Below are 14,890 nucleotides of genomic sequence, written 5' to 3'. Positions count from 1 at the left end.
ACCACCCGGGGAGTACGTGCGGCGTGCGCGCCTGCTTCCACCGCCTGATGGATCTCTGTACCTACTAGTATGTACAGTGAGCGCATGAGCACTCCGGAGCGTCTGATCGAGTCCACCCGCGAGCTGCTGTGGGAGCGGGGGTACGTCGGTACGAGCCCCAAGGCCATCCAGCAGCACGCGGGCGCCGGGCAGGGCAGCATGTACCACCATTTCGCGGGCAAGCCCGACCTCGCGCTCGCCGCGATCCGGCGTACTGCCGAGGAGATGCGGGCCACCGCCGAGGCCGTCCTGAGCGGCGACGGCCCTGCGTACCCGCGCATCGAGGCCTATCTGCTGCGCGAGCGCGATGTGTTAAAGGGCTGTCCGGTCGGCCGGCTCACGATGGATCCGGACGTCATCGCGAGCGACGAGCTGCGCGCGCCCGTCACCGAGACGCTCGACTGGCTGCGTGACCGGCTCGCCGGAATCGTCGAAGAAGGCCGGACCCAGGGCGAGTTCACTGCGGCGCTCGACCCGCGGGACACCGCGTCGGCGATCGTCGCGACGGTGCAGGGCGGCTATGTCCTGGCCCGCTCGTCGGGCGCGCCGGCCGCCTTCGACGCGGCGGTACGCGGTCTGCTCACGCTGCTCGCGGCCTCTCGTACGACCACCCCGCCCCCTGCCACCTCCTCCCCCGCCTCCACCACCCCCGCGTAAGGATGCCTGCGTTGCACATCACCCGGAACCGACCCGACAGCGTGCGCGGGAACGCCGAACACTTCACCGGAACCGTCTGGCTCGACGAGATCGCCGCGCCCGAACCCCCGTCACGGCTGCGCCTGTTCAACGTCCACTTCGCGCCGGGCGCCCACACGGCCTGGCACCGCCACCCCCACGGCCAAGTCCTGCACGTCACCGAGGGCGAGGGACTCGTGCAGCGCGAGGGAGGCCCGGTCGAGTCGATCAGGGCGGGCGACACCGTCCGGATCGAGCCCGGCGAAGCGCACTGGCACGGCGCCGGTCCGCGCACGTTCATGACGCACCTGGCCGTGGTCGAGGCGGCTGCGGACGGGACCACCGCCGAATGGGGCGCCCTGGTCGAAGCCGGCGCCTACCCCAACTGAGGCTGCCCCAACTGATCCCGACCCAACTCACCGTGCCACCAAGGGAGTACACCACCGTGCATGCGATGCAGTACGAAATCACCCTGCCCGCCGACTACGACATGGGCGTCATCCGTCACCGAGTCGCGTCGAAGGGCCACCTCCTCGACACGTTCCCCGGGCTCGGGTTCAAGGCGTATCTGATGCGCGAGCGCGGCAGGGACGGCTCGCCCGTGAACCAGTACGCGCCGTTCTACCTCTGGAACACCGCCGAGGGCATGAACTCCTTCCTCTGGGGGCCCGGGTTCCAGGGGCTCGTCGACGATTTCGGGCGGCCGGTGGTGCAGAACTGGACCGTCCTCGCGTACGAGGAGGCCGACGCACCCGGAGCCGTACCGAGGGTGGCCGTCCGCCGGCGCCAGCGGATCCCCTCGCAGGCCAGGCTGCCCGAGCTCGCGGGCGAACTCGCCGCCGAGGCGCGGCGGACGGTGCGGGAGGACGGCGCGTCGAACGCGCTGGCCGCCGTCGACCCGCGCACCTGGGAGGCCGTGCACTTCTCGCTCTGGGAACACGAGGCACCGGACGGTCTCGGCGACGTGTTCCAGGTACTGCACCTCTCGGCGCCCGAGCGCGAGAAGCTGCCGCGCGGGCGGCAGTGGTGAAGGAAACGCAGCCGGTTCGCAGGGTTCGTACCGTCCTCGGGGACATCGACCCGACCGACCTAGGCGTCTGTGACGCCCACGACCATCTCTTCCTGCGCAGCCCCCAACTGCCGGGCCAGGAACTGGACTCGGCCGACGCCGCGGCCGCCGAGCTGGCGGCGTTCCGCGCGGCGGGCGGCCGGAGCGTCGTGCAGTGGACACCCCACGGGATGGGGCGGTGCGCCGGACGGCTGCCCGAGCTGTCCAGGGCGACGGGCGTGCACCTCGTCGCCGCGACAGGGCTGCATCAAGCGGTGCACTACACCCCGGAGTTCATCGACGGGCTCCGCGCGGACGGGCTCACGGATCTCTTCGTCCGCGAACTCACCGAAGGCATCGGGGGGTCCGGCGTGCGAGCCGGACTGATCAAGGTCGCGGGCGGTTTCCACGGCCTCGACGGCCATGCGCGCCGGACGATGGCGTCGGCGGCCGAGGCGCACCACGCGACGGGTGCGCCGATCGCCGTCCATCTGGAGCTGGGCACCGGCGCTCCGGACGTACTCGACCTGCTCTGCGGCGAGTTCGCCGTGCCGCCGCACCGGGTGATCCTCGGCCACCTCAACCGCGCCCCCGATCTCACCGACCATCTGCGGGCCGCCGAGTCGGGTGCCTATCTGGCCTTCGACGGCCCGTCGCGCTCCCATCACGCCACGGACTGGCGCATGCCGGACGCCGTGCGCTCCCTGGCGGACGCGGGTTTCGGGGACCAACTCCTCCTGGGCGGCGACACGACGACCGCGGCGGCACGGTCGGTCGACGGAGGACCCGGCATGCCGTATCTGCTGCGCAGGGTGCGGCCCCGGCTGGCCCTGGAGGTGGGCGACGAACTGGTGGAGCGGATCCTGGCGGTGAATCCGGGGCGCGCTTTCGGGGTGGAGTGGAGATAGAACCTCGCCTCGCCGTCAGCGACGTGTAGCACTGCCATCACCCACGTATCGCAGGACCGCGGGACACGTATTGCACCGTCCGTTCCAAAACCTGTACGGTACCGACATGGCCCGACCGAGGAGTTTCGACGAGGAGCGGGCCCTGGACGCGGCGATGCACGCTTTCTGGGCGAACGGCTACGAGGCCACCTCGACTCAGGACCTGTGCGAAGCCACCGGCCTGGGCCGCAGCAGCATCTACAACACGTTCACCAGTAAGCACGACCTGTTCCGGCGAGCCCTGTCCCGGTACATGGACATGATGAACGCCTCGCAGGTCGAGATTCTGGGGGATGTGGAGCGGTCCGCCACGGAGCGCATCCGCGCACTGTTCACCCGGATCATCGACGGAGAGTTCGAGCACCGCGAGAACGGCCACAGCGTCGGCTGCCTCACCGTCAACACCACGGTCGAACTGGCCGGGCGCGACCCCGAGGCCGCCGGCATGCTGGAGCGCGACCTCGCGGCGCGGCTCACCGCCCTGCGCGACACGATCCGGACCGGCCAGCAGGCGGGCGACATCACGTCCCGACGGGACGCCGACACCCTCGCCCGCTACCTCAACGCGGTCATCGGCGGCATGCGGGTCTCCGCACAGGGCGGCGCCGACCGAGCGAGCCTGCGGGCCATTGCCGAGACGGCACTGGATGCCCTGACGGCCCGGTAGCGACACCGGCCCTCCCCCCCTAAATCCCGGCCACGGCCAGCCCTAGCGCCGTGCCGCGCCCTTCCATGCCTTCATTCTGTACTGACTAATCCAAAACTCGCCCCTCACCCGACAGGAGCACTCCGCCATGCCCCGCGCCGTATACGTACTGGCCCTCGGCATTTTCGCCATGGTGACCAGTGAATTCGTGGTCGCAGGACTGATGCCGCAGATGGCCGACGGACTGGACGCCACGATTTCCGAGATCGGCTATCTCATCACCGCCTTCGCCGCCGCGATGGCCCTCGGCGGGCCCTTCCTCACCGTCGCCGTGCTGAGGATGCGTCAGAAGTCCGCCCTCATGCTGTTGTTCGGGGTCTTCCTGGCGGGCAATGTGCTCGCGGCCCTCGCGCCCGACTACCGCACCATGCTGGTCGCCCGCGTGCTCACGGGCATCGCCTCCCAGGCGTTCTTCGGCGTCTCGATCTCGCTGGCCTCCAGCCTCACCCGGCCCGAAGTGCGCGGCCGTGCCGTCGCGGTGGCCCTCAACGGGCTGATGCTGGGCACGCTGCTCGGGCTTCCGTTCGCCACCGTCGTCGGTGAACACCTGGGCTGGCGCGCCGCGTTCTGGGCGATCACCGTCCTGACCCTGTTCGCCGCCGCGGCCACTCTGGTCGGCGTGCCGAGCGGCGACGACGGCGCGGGCGAGCAGAGCGGCGGCCTCCGGCAGGAGCTGGGCGCCTTCCGCAACCCCCGGCTGTGGCTCGTCCTCACCACGAGCACCTTCGTGATCGGCGCGACGTTCTCCGCCTTCAGTTACCTCAACCCGATTCTCACAGAACTCACGGGCTTCTCCACCGGAACCGTGCCGCTGCTCCTCATCGCGTACGGCGCCGCCACCGTCATCGGCAACACCGTCGTCGGTCGGCTCGCCGACCGCCGCACCGTCCCCGTGCTCGTCGTCGGCCTCACGCTGAACCTGGCCTTCCTCGTCGGATTCGCGCTCTTCGCCGGGCTGAGCGTCCCCGCCGTCGTGTTCATGCTGGGCATCGGCCTGGTCGGCGTCACCATGAATCCCGCCCTGGTGACCCGCGTCCAGCGCGTCGGCAACGCCCGGTCGCTGGTGAACACCGTCCACTCGTCGTTCATCACGCTCGGCATCATCATCGCCACGTCCGTCGGCGGCCCCGCCATCGACACGTTCGGGCTGCGGGCGCCGCTGTGGATCGGCGCGGGCCTCGCCGCTCTCGGCCTGCTCTCCCTGCTGCCGGACCTGCTGCGCGGCCGGACCTCGGCCGGGGGACGGATCGCGCCCGCCGACACCGCGCGCGAAACAGCGGACGACGTACCCCAGCCCGCCTGACCATCCACCGGCCCCGTCCACCGGCCCCGGCGGAGCCCGGCTAAGCGTCCACCCGCCCCAGCGCCCCCAGGGGGTCGTCGAGCACCGGCTGCCAGGCCAGCTCGGCGGCCCCCACCAGGCTGTTGTGGTCCAGCGTGCAGGCCAGGATCGGGACGCCGCCGCTGCGTCCCCACAGGCTTCGGTCCGCCACGACGGCGCGCAGCCGCTCCGGGTCGGCCTCCAGGAGGGCGCGGTGCAGCCCGCCCAGGATGATCCGGTCGGGGTTGAGGATATTGACCAGACCTGCGAGCCCGAGGCCGAGCCGGTCGATCAGCGCCTCGGCGGCGGAGCGCACCGACAGGTCGCCGTACGCGTTCCTGAGCAGGTCGCGCGCCTGCACGAGCAGCCCCTCCGGGCCTGGCTCACGGCCCGCCTCCGTCAGGAAGGCGAGGGGATCCGTCTCGACGTCCAGACAGCCCCGGCTGCCGCAGTGGCAGGGGCGCCCCTCGGGGTTCACGGCGAGGTGCCCCACCTCCAGGGCGAGACCCGAACTCCCCGTGTGCAGGCGCCCGTCGAGGACGAGGGCGCCGCCGACACCGCGGTGCCCCGTCGCCACGCACAGCAGGTCCCGGGCGCCGCGGCCCGCGCCGTGGCGGTGCTCGGCGAGCGCGGCGAGGTTCACGTCGTTGCCCGCGAAGGCCGGCCCCGTGATGCCCGCGTCCCGTACGCGGTCCGCGAAGATCTCGCTGACCGGCGCGCCCGCGCGCCACGCCACATGCAGCGGGTTGAGCGCGGTGCCCTCCGGCTGCGCGACCGCGGACGGCACGGCGAGGCCCGCGCCCACACAGCGCCTGCCGGTCTCGCGCAGCAGCCGCGCACCCGCGTCGACGACCGCCCCGAGCACCTGCGCGGGGTCGGCGTCCACAGTCTCGCAGCCCGGCGCGGTCGCCACGATGCTCCCGCCGAGCCCGACCAGGGCGGCCCGGAAACCGTCGGCGTGCACCTGCGCGGCGAGCACCACGGGCCCCTCGTCCGCGACGGCGAGCCGGTGCGAGGGCCGGCCCTGCGAGCCCGCGGCCGCACTCGGCTTCGCGTCGATCCGGATCAGCCCGAGCGCCTCCAGCTCCGCGGCGACGGCACCGGCCGTGGCACGGGTGACGCCCAGCTCGGCGGTGAGCACGGCACGGGTGGGAGCGCGTCCGGTGTGGACCAGTTCGAGCGCCGGGCCCAGCGCGCCGCGCCCTCGCTCCAGGCGGGTACGCGTGGTCACTTCCCCCTCGGCACGGGGGTCAGCCTTGCCGTTCATGAGGGCGAGTCTCCCATGATCCGTACACGGCCTCGCCGTTCAGCCGTCATCTGTTCGTTCCTCCCCCGCACCGCCGCGCGAGAAGTGACACCCGTCTCGTACACCGCCGCACCACTGTCTTGTACACGCCCCCGCGCGCACCCTACCCTGACTTTGTGCCGCTACTAAACAAACTCGGGTTCGCAGCGCCGCGGCCCTCCGTCCCCGCCCCCGCTCCCGACCTCCGCCGCCTGCGCATCGCCCTGACCGTCTTCTTCGCCCTGGACGGCTTCGTCTTCGCCGGCTGGGTCGTCCGCATCCCCGCCATCAAGGAACAGACGGGAGCCTCGGCCGGTGAGCTGGGGCTCGCGCTGCTCGCGGTCTCCGCCGGGGCCGTGGTCACCATGACGCTCACCGGGCGGCTCTGCCGGCGCTTCGGCAGCATCCCGATGACGGTGGCGTGCGGGGTGGCGCTGCCGTTGAGCGTCGCGCTGCCGCCGCTGACGGGCTCGGTCGTCGTCCTCGGTCTCGTACTGCTGTTCTTCGGGGCCGCGTACGGCGGCATCAGCGTGGCGATGAACAGCGCCGCCGTAGATCTCGTACGTGCCCTCCGGCGGCCCGTGATGCCCAGTTTCCACGCGGCGTTCAGCCTGGGCGGCATGCTCGGGGCGGGCCTCGGCGGACTGGTCGCCGGGCACCTCTCCCCCACCCCGCACCTGCTCGGCATCACCGTCGTCGGCCTCGCGATCACCGCAGTGACGGCGCCCGCGCTGCTCCGGCACGGGGCGGCGGCCGGTCTCGGCGGAGCCACCGAGGCGGCGAAGAGCGAGAGCACTGCTGCGGCAAGCACTGCTGCGGACGCGGCGGCCAAGAGTACGGCTGCGGACACCGCTGTCGGCGCGGCGGCTGGAAATACGGCTGCGGATACCACCGCCGGCGCCTCCGCCGCGCGCGGCGGTTCGTCCCGCATGGACCGCCGCACCCGCGGTCTCGTCATGGTCTTCGGGCTCGTCGCGCTGTGCACCGCGTACGGCGAGGGCGCCATCGCGGACTGGGGTCCGCTGCACCTGGAGGAGGACCTGCACGCGCACCCGGGCGTCGCCGCCGCGGCCTACTCGTGCTTCGCCTTCGCCATGACGATCGGCCGGCTCTCCGGCACCGCGCTCCTTGAGCGGCTCGGCAGAACCCGGACGGTGGTCGGCGGCGGTGCGACGGCCTGTGCCGGAATGCTGCTCGGCGCGCTGGCCCCGTCGACGGGCCTGGCCCTGGCGGGGTTCGCCGTCACCGGGCTCGGGCTCGCCAACATCTTCCCGGTGGCGATCGAACGCGCGGGCGCGCTCGCCGGCCCCGGTGGGGTCGCCGCCGCGTCGACGCTCGGCTACGGCGGCATGCTGGTCGGGCCGCCGCTGATCGGGTTCATGGCGGACTGGTACTCACTGCCCACCGCCCTGACGAGCGTCGCGCTGCTCGCCGCCGTCGCCTCGGTCATCGGCCTCGCGACCCGACGTACGGAGACCGGGGAGCGTACCGAATCGGTCTGACATCACCCGGAGGTTCCGGTTCCAGCGCGCTCCGTCCGACACAATCCCCCCATGGATATTTCCGAGCACATACAAGTCGTGGACAGGGAAGGCCTGTTGCTGGCCCGGGCCGCCTCGGAGGCGGGGACCGACGCCAAGGTTCCCACCTGCCCCGACTGGCAGGTGCGGGACCTGCTCCGGCACACGGGGATGGTGCACCGCTGGGCCGCCGCGTTCATCACCGAGCGGCGCACCTCGTACCGGCTCGGCGGTGAACTCCCCGACCTGGACGGCGAAGAGCTCGTCGACTGGTTCCGCGAAGGGCACGCCGCGCTGGTCGAGACGCTCACCACGGCGCCGCCCGACGTCGAGTGCTGGGCGTTCCTGCCCGCTCCCTCACCGCTGGCCTTCTGGGCGCGCCGGCAGGCGAACGAGACGACCATCCACCGGGTGGACGCCGAGTCCGCGCGCTCGGGCACCCCGGCGCCGATCGATGTCGACTTCGCCGTGGACGGGATCGAGGAGCTGCTGCTCGGCTTCCACGCCCGCGAGAAGAGCCGGGTGCGCAGTGATGTGCCGAGCGTGCTGCGGGTGCGGGCCACGGACACGCCGGACGAGCGGTGCTGGACCGTACGCCTCTCCGACGGGCCGCCGGTGACGGAGCGCGGCAGGGCGGCGCCCGCCGACTGCGAGGTGTCGGGACCCGCGGCGCGGCTCTATCTGGCGTTGTGGAACCGGCTGCCGTTCCCGCGGGTGACGGGCGACCAGGCACTGGCGGCGCTGTGGCGGGAGAGGTCAGCGATCGTGATGGGGTGACCGGCGACAGGAGTGGCCGGCGACAGGGGTGGCCGTCAGTCGGCGGGGGCGTCGAGCATCCGTTTGAGGACCGCCCGCTGCAGGGGCCGCACCTCGTGGTGCAGGGCGCGCCCCTTGTCGGTGAGGGAGACGCGCACGCCCCGCCTGTCCTCGCTGCACATGCCGCGCTCCACGAGGCCGTCCTTCTCCAGACGCCCGATGAGGCGGGAGAGCGCGCTCTGGCTCAGATGGACCTGCGCGGAGATCTCCTGCACACGGAACGTACAGCCGCCGTCGTCCGAAGATCCCTCGGCCAGCACGTCGAGGACCTCGAAGTCGCTCGCCCCGAGCCCATGCGGGTGCAGCTCCCGGTCGAGCTCGCACAGAGTGCGCGCATGCACCGCGAGGATGCCCCGCCACTGATCCACGAGCCCACGCTCGGCCGTTTTCGCCGCCATGACACGCACGGTAGCAGAGATCCGCCGATTCGTTGCACTAGCATTTATTGCACATGCATTCACATGAGAGGCCCCGCCACCACCTGACGCTTGTCCGCATAGTCCGCGCACCGCACACTTCAAGGATGGGGCGACGGACACAGGCCGAGCGCGACGCGAACACGGTCGAGATCGCCTACGCCCTGTTCATCGCGACGTCCCTCGCGGGCTGCACGGTACTGGCCGTGGCGTCTCCGGCGTTCTTCTTCGGAGTGCGGTCGCCCAGCGAAGGGACCCTGGTCAGGGCCGGCCTGATCGCCGGGGCCTGCGTCTTCGTCGCCGCCCTGGTGACGATCCTCGTACGACACCGGCGCGCGACGCGTCAGCCCAGCCAGCCGGGGCGCACGAGCCCCGACTCGTAGGCGAGTACGACGAGTTGGGCGCGGTCCCGGGCGTTCAACTTCACCATGGCTCTGCTGACGTGCGTCTTGGCGGTGAGCGGGCTGACCACGAGGCGGCGGGCGATCTCCTCGTTCGAGAGGCCGATGCCGACCAGGGCCATGACCTCCCGCTCCCGTTCGGTCAGCGCGCCCAGGGCGTCGGCGGCCGCGGGCTCCTTGGAGCGGGCCGCGAACTCGGCGATGAGGCGGCGCGTCACCCCGGGTGAGAGCAGCGCGTCGCCTCCGACCACCGCCCGTACCGCACGCAGCAGTTCCTCCGGTTCGGTGTCCTTCACCAGGAACCCCGACGCTCCGGAGCGGATCGCCTCGAAGACGTACTCGTCGAGCTCGAAGGTGGTCAGCATGACCACCTTCACCTCCTCGAGTGCCGGCTCGTCGGTGATGCGGCGGGTGGCGGCGAGCCCGTCGAGCAGGGGCATGCGGATGTCCATCAGGACGACGTCGGGGCGCAGTTCCCGCACCAGCCGCACCGCTTCCTCGCCGTCCGCGGCCTCCCCGGCGACCCGGATGTCGGGCTGCGCGTCGAGGAGCGCCTTGAAGCCTGCCCTGACCAGGGACTGGTCGTCGGCGAGCAGTACGCGGATCACTGGGCCTCCCGGGGTGCGGTGCGGGCCTCGGGATCCCGGCCCGCCGCCATCGGCAGTACGGCGGTGACGCGGAAGCCGCCGTCCGGACGCGGGCCCGCCTCGATCTTGCCACCGAGGGCGGCGGCCCGCTCCCGCATCCCGGCAAGTCCGTTGCCGCTGCCGCCCGCGTCGGAGGCGGTAGCGGGTCCGTCGTCGTCGATCCGCAGGGTGAGCGACGCCGTCCCGTGGCGCACCAGCACGCGCGCGTGGCGTGAACCGGAGTGCCGTACGACGTTCGTCAACGCCTCCTGGACGATGCGGAACGCGGCGAGGTCGGTGCCCGGCGGCACCTTCGCCCGCGCGCCTTCGGTCGTGACCTCGACGGCCAGCCCCGCGCTCTTCGCCTGCTCGACCAGCTCGGGCAGGCGGTCGAGGCCCGGCGCCGGCGCGCGCGGCGCCTCCCCGGGGGCGCGCAAGGTCCCCAGGACCTGCCGCACCTCCCCCAGCGCCTCCTTGCTCGCGGCCTTGATGGTGGTCAGCGCGGTGCGGGCCTGTTCCGGGTCGGAGTCGAGCAGCGCGAGACCGACGCCCGCCTGGACGTTGATGACGGAGATGCTGTGCGCGAGGACGTCGTGCAACTCCCTTGCCATCCGCAGCCGTTCCTCGTCCGCGCGCCGCTCGGCGGCCCGCGCGCGTTCGGCCCGCTCCTTGGCCCACTGCTCACGTCGTACGCGGCCGAGTTCGGACACGGCGACGATCGCGACGACCCAGACGGCGACCACGAGCTCCTCGCCCCAGGGCCGGGGGCCGTCGTCGCCGGGCGGCAGCCACTCGTAGAGCCAGTGCGCGATCAGCAGATGCCCCGCCCAGAGCCCGCCGACGGCGCCCCAGGCCGCGCGCCGGTGCCCCGCGACGATCGCGGCGAAGCAGCTCACGGCGACGGCGAGGAAGATCGGCCCGTACGGGAATCCGGCACCGATGTAGACGAGGGTGAGCCCGGCGGTGGCGCAGACGACCGGCACGGGGTGGCGGTGGCGCAGCAGGAGGACCGCCGTGGCCAGGAACAGCAGCACCCGCCCGAAGGGGCCGAGGTCCACGCGGTCGAGCTGACCGTGCCCGGCGAACCCGGAACCGACCTGCACGAAAAGGGTGAGCGCGGCTGTCGTCAGCCAGGGGAGCCGGTGGTGTGCCGGGTCCGCGGCACCAGGGCCGGGCCCGGGTGCGGCATCGGCGCGGGACCCGCCTCCAGCCCAGGCCCAGGCCCCGGCCCCGGCGTTCCACCAGGGTGGCCTGCCGCCGGGCCTGCGTTCGCGCTGCTCATCCATGACGGTCACGCTAGACCGGCACGGGTCCCGTGGGCGTCCGACGGGCGTGGCGATCACGCGTACTCCCCAGGGAGTAGACGGGGCGTGAGACGACCTGCGGAGACGCTTGGGGACCGCTGACCGCACGCGGTGGCGGGCGGCGCTCAGCCCAGGGTGAGCAGGACGACCGCCGCGACCGCTCCCACCAGGCCTGTCGTCTGGGCCCGGGTGACTCGTTCGCCCAGCACCGCGAGCCCGAGCGCCGTCGGCACCGCCGGATACAGGGAGGCCAGGACGACGGCGACGGCGAGCATCTGCTGCTGGGTGGCCCAGAAGTAGAGGATCAGCCCGAGGGCCGCGCCCGCACCGATCAGTACGGCGAGAGCGGACAGCTTGCCCCCGGTCCGGGGTCGCCCTGGCCCCATCCCGGCCCCCGGCGCCAGCCCCGGCCGACGGAACGTGTCGGCGTGTCGGCACGCATTCGGCAGCAGCAGGAGAACCGCCGCGACGCGTCCGGCGGCCACGGGCCACACGCCGCTCGCCGGATCCGCCTGCGCGAGTCCGATGTACTGCACCGCCACGCCCGCACTGGCGATCAAGCCGTCCACGGGCACTCGCGCGGAGGACTCCCCCACGCCACCGCCGCCCGTGGCACCGCCCGACGCCCCGCCCGCCGAGACGAGCCAGAGCGCGGGAACGGTGACACAAATGCCGAGCCAGGCCAGCGGAGTGGGCCGGTCACCCAGGAACAGCACGCCGCACAGCACCGACAGCGCCACCCCCGTGACGGCGCTCACGGGGATCACGACGCTCATGGCGCCCCGGCTGAGACCGCGGTTGAGGAACTGCATCGCCACGGCACTGCCCACTCCGGAGGCCGCTCCCCACGCCACGTCCGCGAACCGGACCGCCTCCGCGGGCACCGCGAGCGCGATCACGAGGGCGAGGAGCAACCCTCCGACCTGCCCGAGGAACGTCACCACGGTGAAGTGGATCCGGCGTGACAGCAGTCCCCCGGCGAAGTCGACGATGCCGTAACAGGCCGCTGAGGCCAGTGCGAGTAAAGCGCCCATTCCTGGCGGGTGCCCCTCAAGCCACTTCCGACTCGCCCCACCCGCCCCTATCCCACCGCCCCGCTACTAACGCGTGTCAGCTCTGCCGCAGCAGACCCACACCGTGAGCCAGCTGCCTCACCGCATGCGTGAAGAACGCCGACCGTTCCTCGACAAGGCGGTTGAACTGCCCGAACACCTCGAACCCCACGAGCCCGAAAAGCTGCGCCCATGCCGCGACCAGCGCCGTGACCACCGCGGGCGGCAGATCGGGCGCGAACTCCGCCGCGAGCCGCTCGCTCTCGGCACGCAACGTCTCCGGCAGGGGCTGGAGGGCGATGCCCCGCCCTCGGTGGGCGTCGCGCACGATGTCGATGAGCAGCCGGCCCACGCGCGCGGCCGCCGGGACGGTCGAGTCCGGCGCGCGGTATCCCGGGACGGGCGAACCGTAGATCAGCGCGTACTCGTGCGGATGCTCCAGCGCCCAGGAACGCACCGCTTCACACACCACCGTCCACCGCCGAACGGGCTCCTCCGCCGCCACACCGGCGTGCGCGGCCTCGGCGGCGGCACCGAGAGAGTCGTACGCGTCGATGATGAGTGCCGTCAGCAGGTCGTCACGGCTGGGGAAGTAGCGGTAGAGCGCGGACGACACCATGCCGAGCTCGCGGGCGACGGCACGCAGGGAGAGCTTCGCGGCGCCGTCGGCGGCCAGCTGTCTGCGCGCTTCGTCCTTGATCGCCGCGGTGACTTCTTCGCGGGCGCGGGCCCGCGCTCCCTTGGTGGCGCTGGTGCTGCTCATGCGGGTCAGTGTGCCATGGCACCGGAGCAGTGCACACGGTCGAGAGCAGGGGCCACTTTCCGGATCGACGCACTCATTCGAGAGCACTGCTCTTGCTTCGGAGCACCAGCCTCGTGCACACTGCTCTCAAGCGAGAGCACCGCTCTCGAAATCCGGCCAGGGCCGCCTCAGGCGCAGCCCCAAGGAGGGCCCCATGTCTGCCACGTCTACGACGTCCGCCACCTCGTCCCCCTACTACCTCAAGGGCGGCCGCCTCAACGTCCGTCTGAACAGCGTGATCGGCTGGCTGGCGCGGCACGGCGTCAGCCTCATGGGCAGCGCCGAGCTCTCCGTACGAGGCCGTAAGAGCGGCAAGATGCAACGCGTCCCCGTGAACCCGTATACGCATGAGGGCGACGGCGGCCAGTACCTCGTATCGGCGCGCGGGCACTCGCAGTGGGTGCGGAACATGCGCGCGGCCGGCGGCGGGGAGCTGCGAGTGGGGCGCAAGGTGCGGGAGTTCACCGCCGTGGAGGTGCCCGACGCCGAGAAGGTGCCGCTGCTGCGCGGCTATCTGGAGAAGTGGGGCTGGGAGGTCAATCAGTACTTCCAGGGCGTGACCGCCGCCTCTCCCGACGAGGAGATCCTGGCGGCCGCGCCCGACCACCCCGTCTTCCGGATCACCGCCGACGCCGCGCAGCCGCGGAAAGCCGAGAAAAACAGTAAGGGGAGCGGAAAGGCGGAAAGCAAAGAAGGGCCCGTGGCCGCCTAGCGCTCCCGGGCCTGCAAGGCGCGGCCCACCATCGGATGCGTGCGGACCAGTTCGCCCAGCGTCGTCGAGCCGCGGGTGATCTTCGCGAAGGCGTTCCACGCGGGGCGGAAGCCCGTGATCGCCGTGTGCAGCATGCCGGGGCGGCGCTCGAAGGTCTGGAGCATGCGGCGCCCCACGCTCATCTCCACGCCGAGGCCCGCCTTGATGGCGAAGGCGTAGTTCAGGGCCTGGCGGCGGGCGTCCACCGCGTCGTGCGCCTCGGCGATCCGCACCGCCCACTCCCCCGCGAGCCGTCCGGAGCGCAGCGCGAAGGAGATGCCCTCGCGGGTCCACGGCTCCAGGAGTCCCGCGGCGTCGCCGCAGACGAGCACCCGGCCGCGGGAGAGCGGCGAGTCGTCGCTGCGGCACCGGGTCAGGTGCCCGGAGGAGATGCTGGGCTCGAAGCCGGCGAGGCCGAGCCGGGCGATGAAGTCTTCCAAGTACCGCTTGGTTGCCGCACCTTCGCCGCGTGCGGAGATCACGCCGACGGTGAGGGTGTCGCCCTTCGGGAACACCCAGCCGTAACTGCCCGGCATGGGGCCCCAGTCGATGAGGACCCGGCCCGCCCAGTCCTCGGCGACGGTCTCCGGAACCGGGATCTCGGCCTCCAGGCCGAGGTCGACCTGGTCGAGCTTCACGCCGACATGCGCGCCTATGCGGCTCGCGCTGCCGTCGGCGCCGACCACGGCGCGGGCCAGGACGGTCTCGCCGCCCTGCAGCACGACGGCGACGGTGCGCCGGTCGGGGACCTCGGGTCCGTGCTGCTCCACGCGCGCGACGGTGACGCCGGTGCGGAGCTCGGCGCCCGCCTTCTGGGCGTGCTCGACGAGCTGCTGGTCGAACTCGGGGCGGTTGATCAGCCCGAAGAGCATCTGCCGGGAGCGGCGGGTGCGGGTGAACTTGCCGTCGAGGGTGAACGTCACCGCGTGCACCCGGTCCCGGAAGGGCAGCTCGAAGCCCGGCGGCAGGGAGTCGCGCGAGGGGCCGATGATGCCGCCGCCGCACGTCTTGTAGCGGGGGAGCTCGGCTTTCTCCAGGAGGAGGACGGTGCGTCCCGCGACCGCCGCCGCGTATGCCGCCGAGGCACCGGCGGGACCGGCTCCGACCACGACGACGTCCCACACGTGCCGGGTGTCGTCCGCTGAGTTCTCGCTGCTCACGTTGGTCTACCGCTCCTGATC

General features: G+C 72.3%; 16 protein-coding genes and 1 pseudogene. 10 read left to right on the top strand and 7 right to left on the bottom strand.

Features of this window, described 5'->3' with window-relative positions:
* Positions 1-84: 84 nt before the first annotated feature.
* From ACZ56E_RS37730 to ACZ56E_RS37705, 6 genes are all read left to right on the top strand, one after another.
* Entirely contained in the window at positions 85-696 is a 612-nt protein-coding gene (locus tag ACZ56E_RS37730) for a TetR/AcrR family transcriptional regulator (RefSeq protein ID WP_471221437.1), read from the top strand.
* An 11-nt stretch (positions 697-707) separates the two neighbouring features.
* Positions 708-1,103 carry a (R)-mandelonitrile lyase gene (locus ACZ56E_RS37725; protein WP_471221435.1) on the top strand — a complete coding sequence of 132 codons (396 nt, stop codon included), beginning with the start codon at positions 708-710 and terminating at the stop codon, positions 1,101-1,103.
* Between the two features lie 56 nt (positions 1,104-1,159).
* Positions 1,160-1,744 carry a DUF4865 family protein gene (locus ACZ56E_RS37720; RefSeq protein WP_471221433.1) on the top strand — a complete coding sequence of 195 codons (585 nt, stop codon included), beginning with the start codon at positions 1,160-1,162 and terminating at the stop codon, positions 1,742-1,744.
* Positions 1,741-2,670, top strand: coding sequence for a phosphotriesterase family protein (locus ACZ56E_RS37715; protein WP_471221431.1), 930 nt, complete (start codon positions 1,741-1,743; stop codon positions 2,668-2,670). Before ACZ56E_RS37720 ends, ACZ56E_RS37715 begins: the two co-directional genes overlap by 4 nt.
* Positions 2,671-2,776: 106 nt before the next feature.
* Positions 2,777-3,376, top strand: a complete 600-nt coding sequence (locus ACZ56E_RS37710) for a TetR/AcrR family transcriptional regulator (protein ID WP_471221429.1) — start codon at positions 2,777-2,779, stop codon at positions 3,374-3,376.
* A 127-nt stretch (positions 3,377-3,503) separates the two neighbouring features.
* The gene (locus ACZ56E_RS37705) at positions 3,504-4,718 is read left to right on the top strand and encodes an MFS transporter (protein WP_471221427.1); all 1,215 of its coding nucleotides are present in this window, start codon (positions 3,504-3,506) and stop codon (positions 4,716-4,718) included.
* Between the two features lie 40 nt (positions 4,719-4,758).
* Here the strand turns inward: ACZ56E_RS37705 and ACZ56E_RS37700 are convergent, their stop codons facing one another.
* The gene (locus ACZ56E_RS37700) at positions 4,759-6,003 is read right to left on the bottom strand and encodes an ROK family protein (RefSeq protein WP_468605634.1); all 1,245 of its coding nucleotides are present in this window, start codon (positions 6,001-6,003) and stop codon (positions 4,759-4,761) included.
* A gap of 155 nt (positions 6,004-6,158) precedes the next feature.
* Here ACZ56E_RS37700 and ACZ56E_RS37695 point away from each other — a divergent pair, with 155 nt between their 5' ends.
* Positions 6,159-7,523: an MFS transporter gene (locus tag ACZ56E_RS37695; protein ID WP_471221424.1), complete on the top strand. Its 1,365-nt coding sequence runs from the start codon at positions 6,159-6,161 to the stop codon at positions 7,521-7,523.
* A gap of 51 nt (positions 7,524-7,574) precedes the next feature.
* Positions 7,575-8,318 (top strand): maleylpyruvate isomerase family mycothiol-dependent enzyme, encoded by a 744-nt coding sequence (locus ACZ56E_RS37690; protein WP_471221423.1) that lies wholly within the window; start codon positions 7,575-7,577, stop codon positions 8,316-8,318.
* Positions 8,319-8,353: 35 nt separating this feature from the next.
* Here ACZ56E_RS37690 and ACZ56E_RS37685 read toward each other — a convergent pair whose 3' ends face one another.
* Positions 8,354-8,755, bottom strand: coding sequence for a MarR family winged helix-turn-helix transcriptional regulator (locus ACZ56E_RS37685; RefSeq protein ID WP_398308261.1), 402 nt, complete (start codon positions 8,753-8,755; stop codon positions 8,354-8,356).
* Between the two features lie 125 nt (positions 8,756-8,880).
* On the opposite strand from ACZ56E_RS37685, the gene ACZ56E_RS37680 reads away from it, so the two are divergent.
* Positions 8,881-9,156 (top strand): DUF6332 family protein, encoded by a 276-nt coding sequence (locus ACZ56E_RS37680; protein ID WP_471221421.1) that lies wholly within the window; start codon positions 8,881-8,883, stop codon positions 9,154-9,156.
* Here ACZ56E_RS37680 and ACZ56E_RS37675 read toward each other — a convergent pair.
* The 4 genes from ACZ56E_RS37675 to ACZ56E_RS37660 form a co-directional block, all read right to left on the bottom strand.
* Complete coding sequence (locus ACZ56E_RS37675) at positions 9,117-9,782, bottom strand: response regulator (protein ID WP_471221419.1); 666 nt, start codon at positions 9,780-9,782, stop codon at positions 9,117-9,119. The two genes, ACZ56E_RS37680 and ACZ56E_RS37675, sit on opposite strands and share 40 nt — an antisense overlap.
* Positions 9,779-11,086 (bottom strand): sensor histidine kinase, encoded by a 1,308-nt coding sequence (locus ACZ56E_RS37670; protein WP_471221417.1) that lies wholly within the window; start codon positions 11,084-11,086, stop codon positions 9,779-9,781. The genes ACZ56E_RS37675 and ACZ56E_RS37670 overlap by 4 nt, the downstream gene beginning before the upstream one ends.
* A 143-nt stretch (positions 11,087-11,229) precedes the next feature.
* Complete coding sequence (locus tag ACZ56E_RS37665; protein ID WP_471221415.1) at positions 11,230-12,138, bottom strand: EamA family transporter; 909 nt, start codon at positions 12,136-12,138, stop codon at positions 11,230-11,232.
* A gap of 76 nt (positions 12,139-12,214) precedes the next feature.
* Positions 12,215-12,919 (bottom strand): TetR/AcrR family transcriptional regulator, encoded by a 705-nt coding sequence (locus ACZ56E_RS37660; RefSeq protein WP_471221414.1) that lies wholly within the window; start codon positions 12,917-12,919, stop codon positions 12,215-12,217.
* 193 nt (positions 12,920-13,112) lie between these two features.
* On the opposite strand from ACZ56E_RS37660, the pseudogene ACZ56E_RS37655 reads away from it, so the two are divergent.
* Positions 13,113-13,583, top strand: a pseudogene (locus ACZ56E_RS37655) (nitroreductase family deazaflavin-dependent oxidoreductase); the annotation flags it as partial.
* An 83-nt stretch (positions 13,584-13,666) separates the two neighbouring features.
* Here ACZ56E_RS37655 and ACZ56E_RS37650 read toward each other — a convergent pair.
* Positions 13,667-14,869, bottom strand: coding sequence for a geranylgeranyl reductase family protein (locus ACZ56E_RS37650; protein ID WP_398308273.1), 1,203 nt, complete (start codon positions 14,867-14,869; stop codon positions 13,667-13,669).
* Positions 14,870-14,890 lie beyond the last annotated feature (21 nt).

The sequence above is a fragment of the Streptomyces sp. NPDC039480 genome, assembly GCF_055597165.1.
The sequence above is the reverse complement of the archived record's forward strand: the minus strand, read 5'-3'. Positions and strand labels throughout refer to the sequence as shown.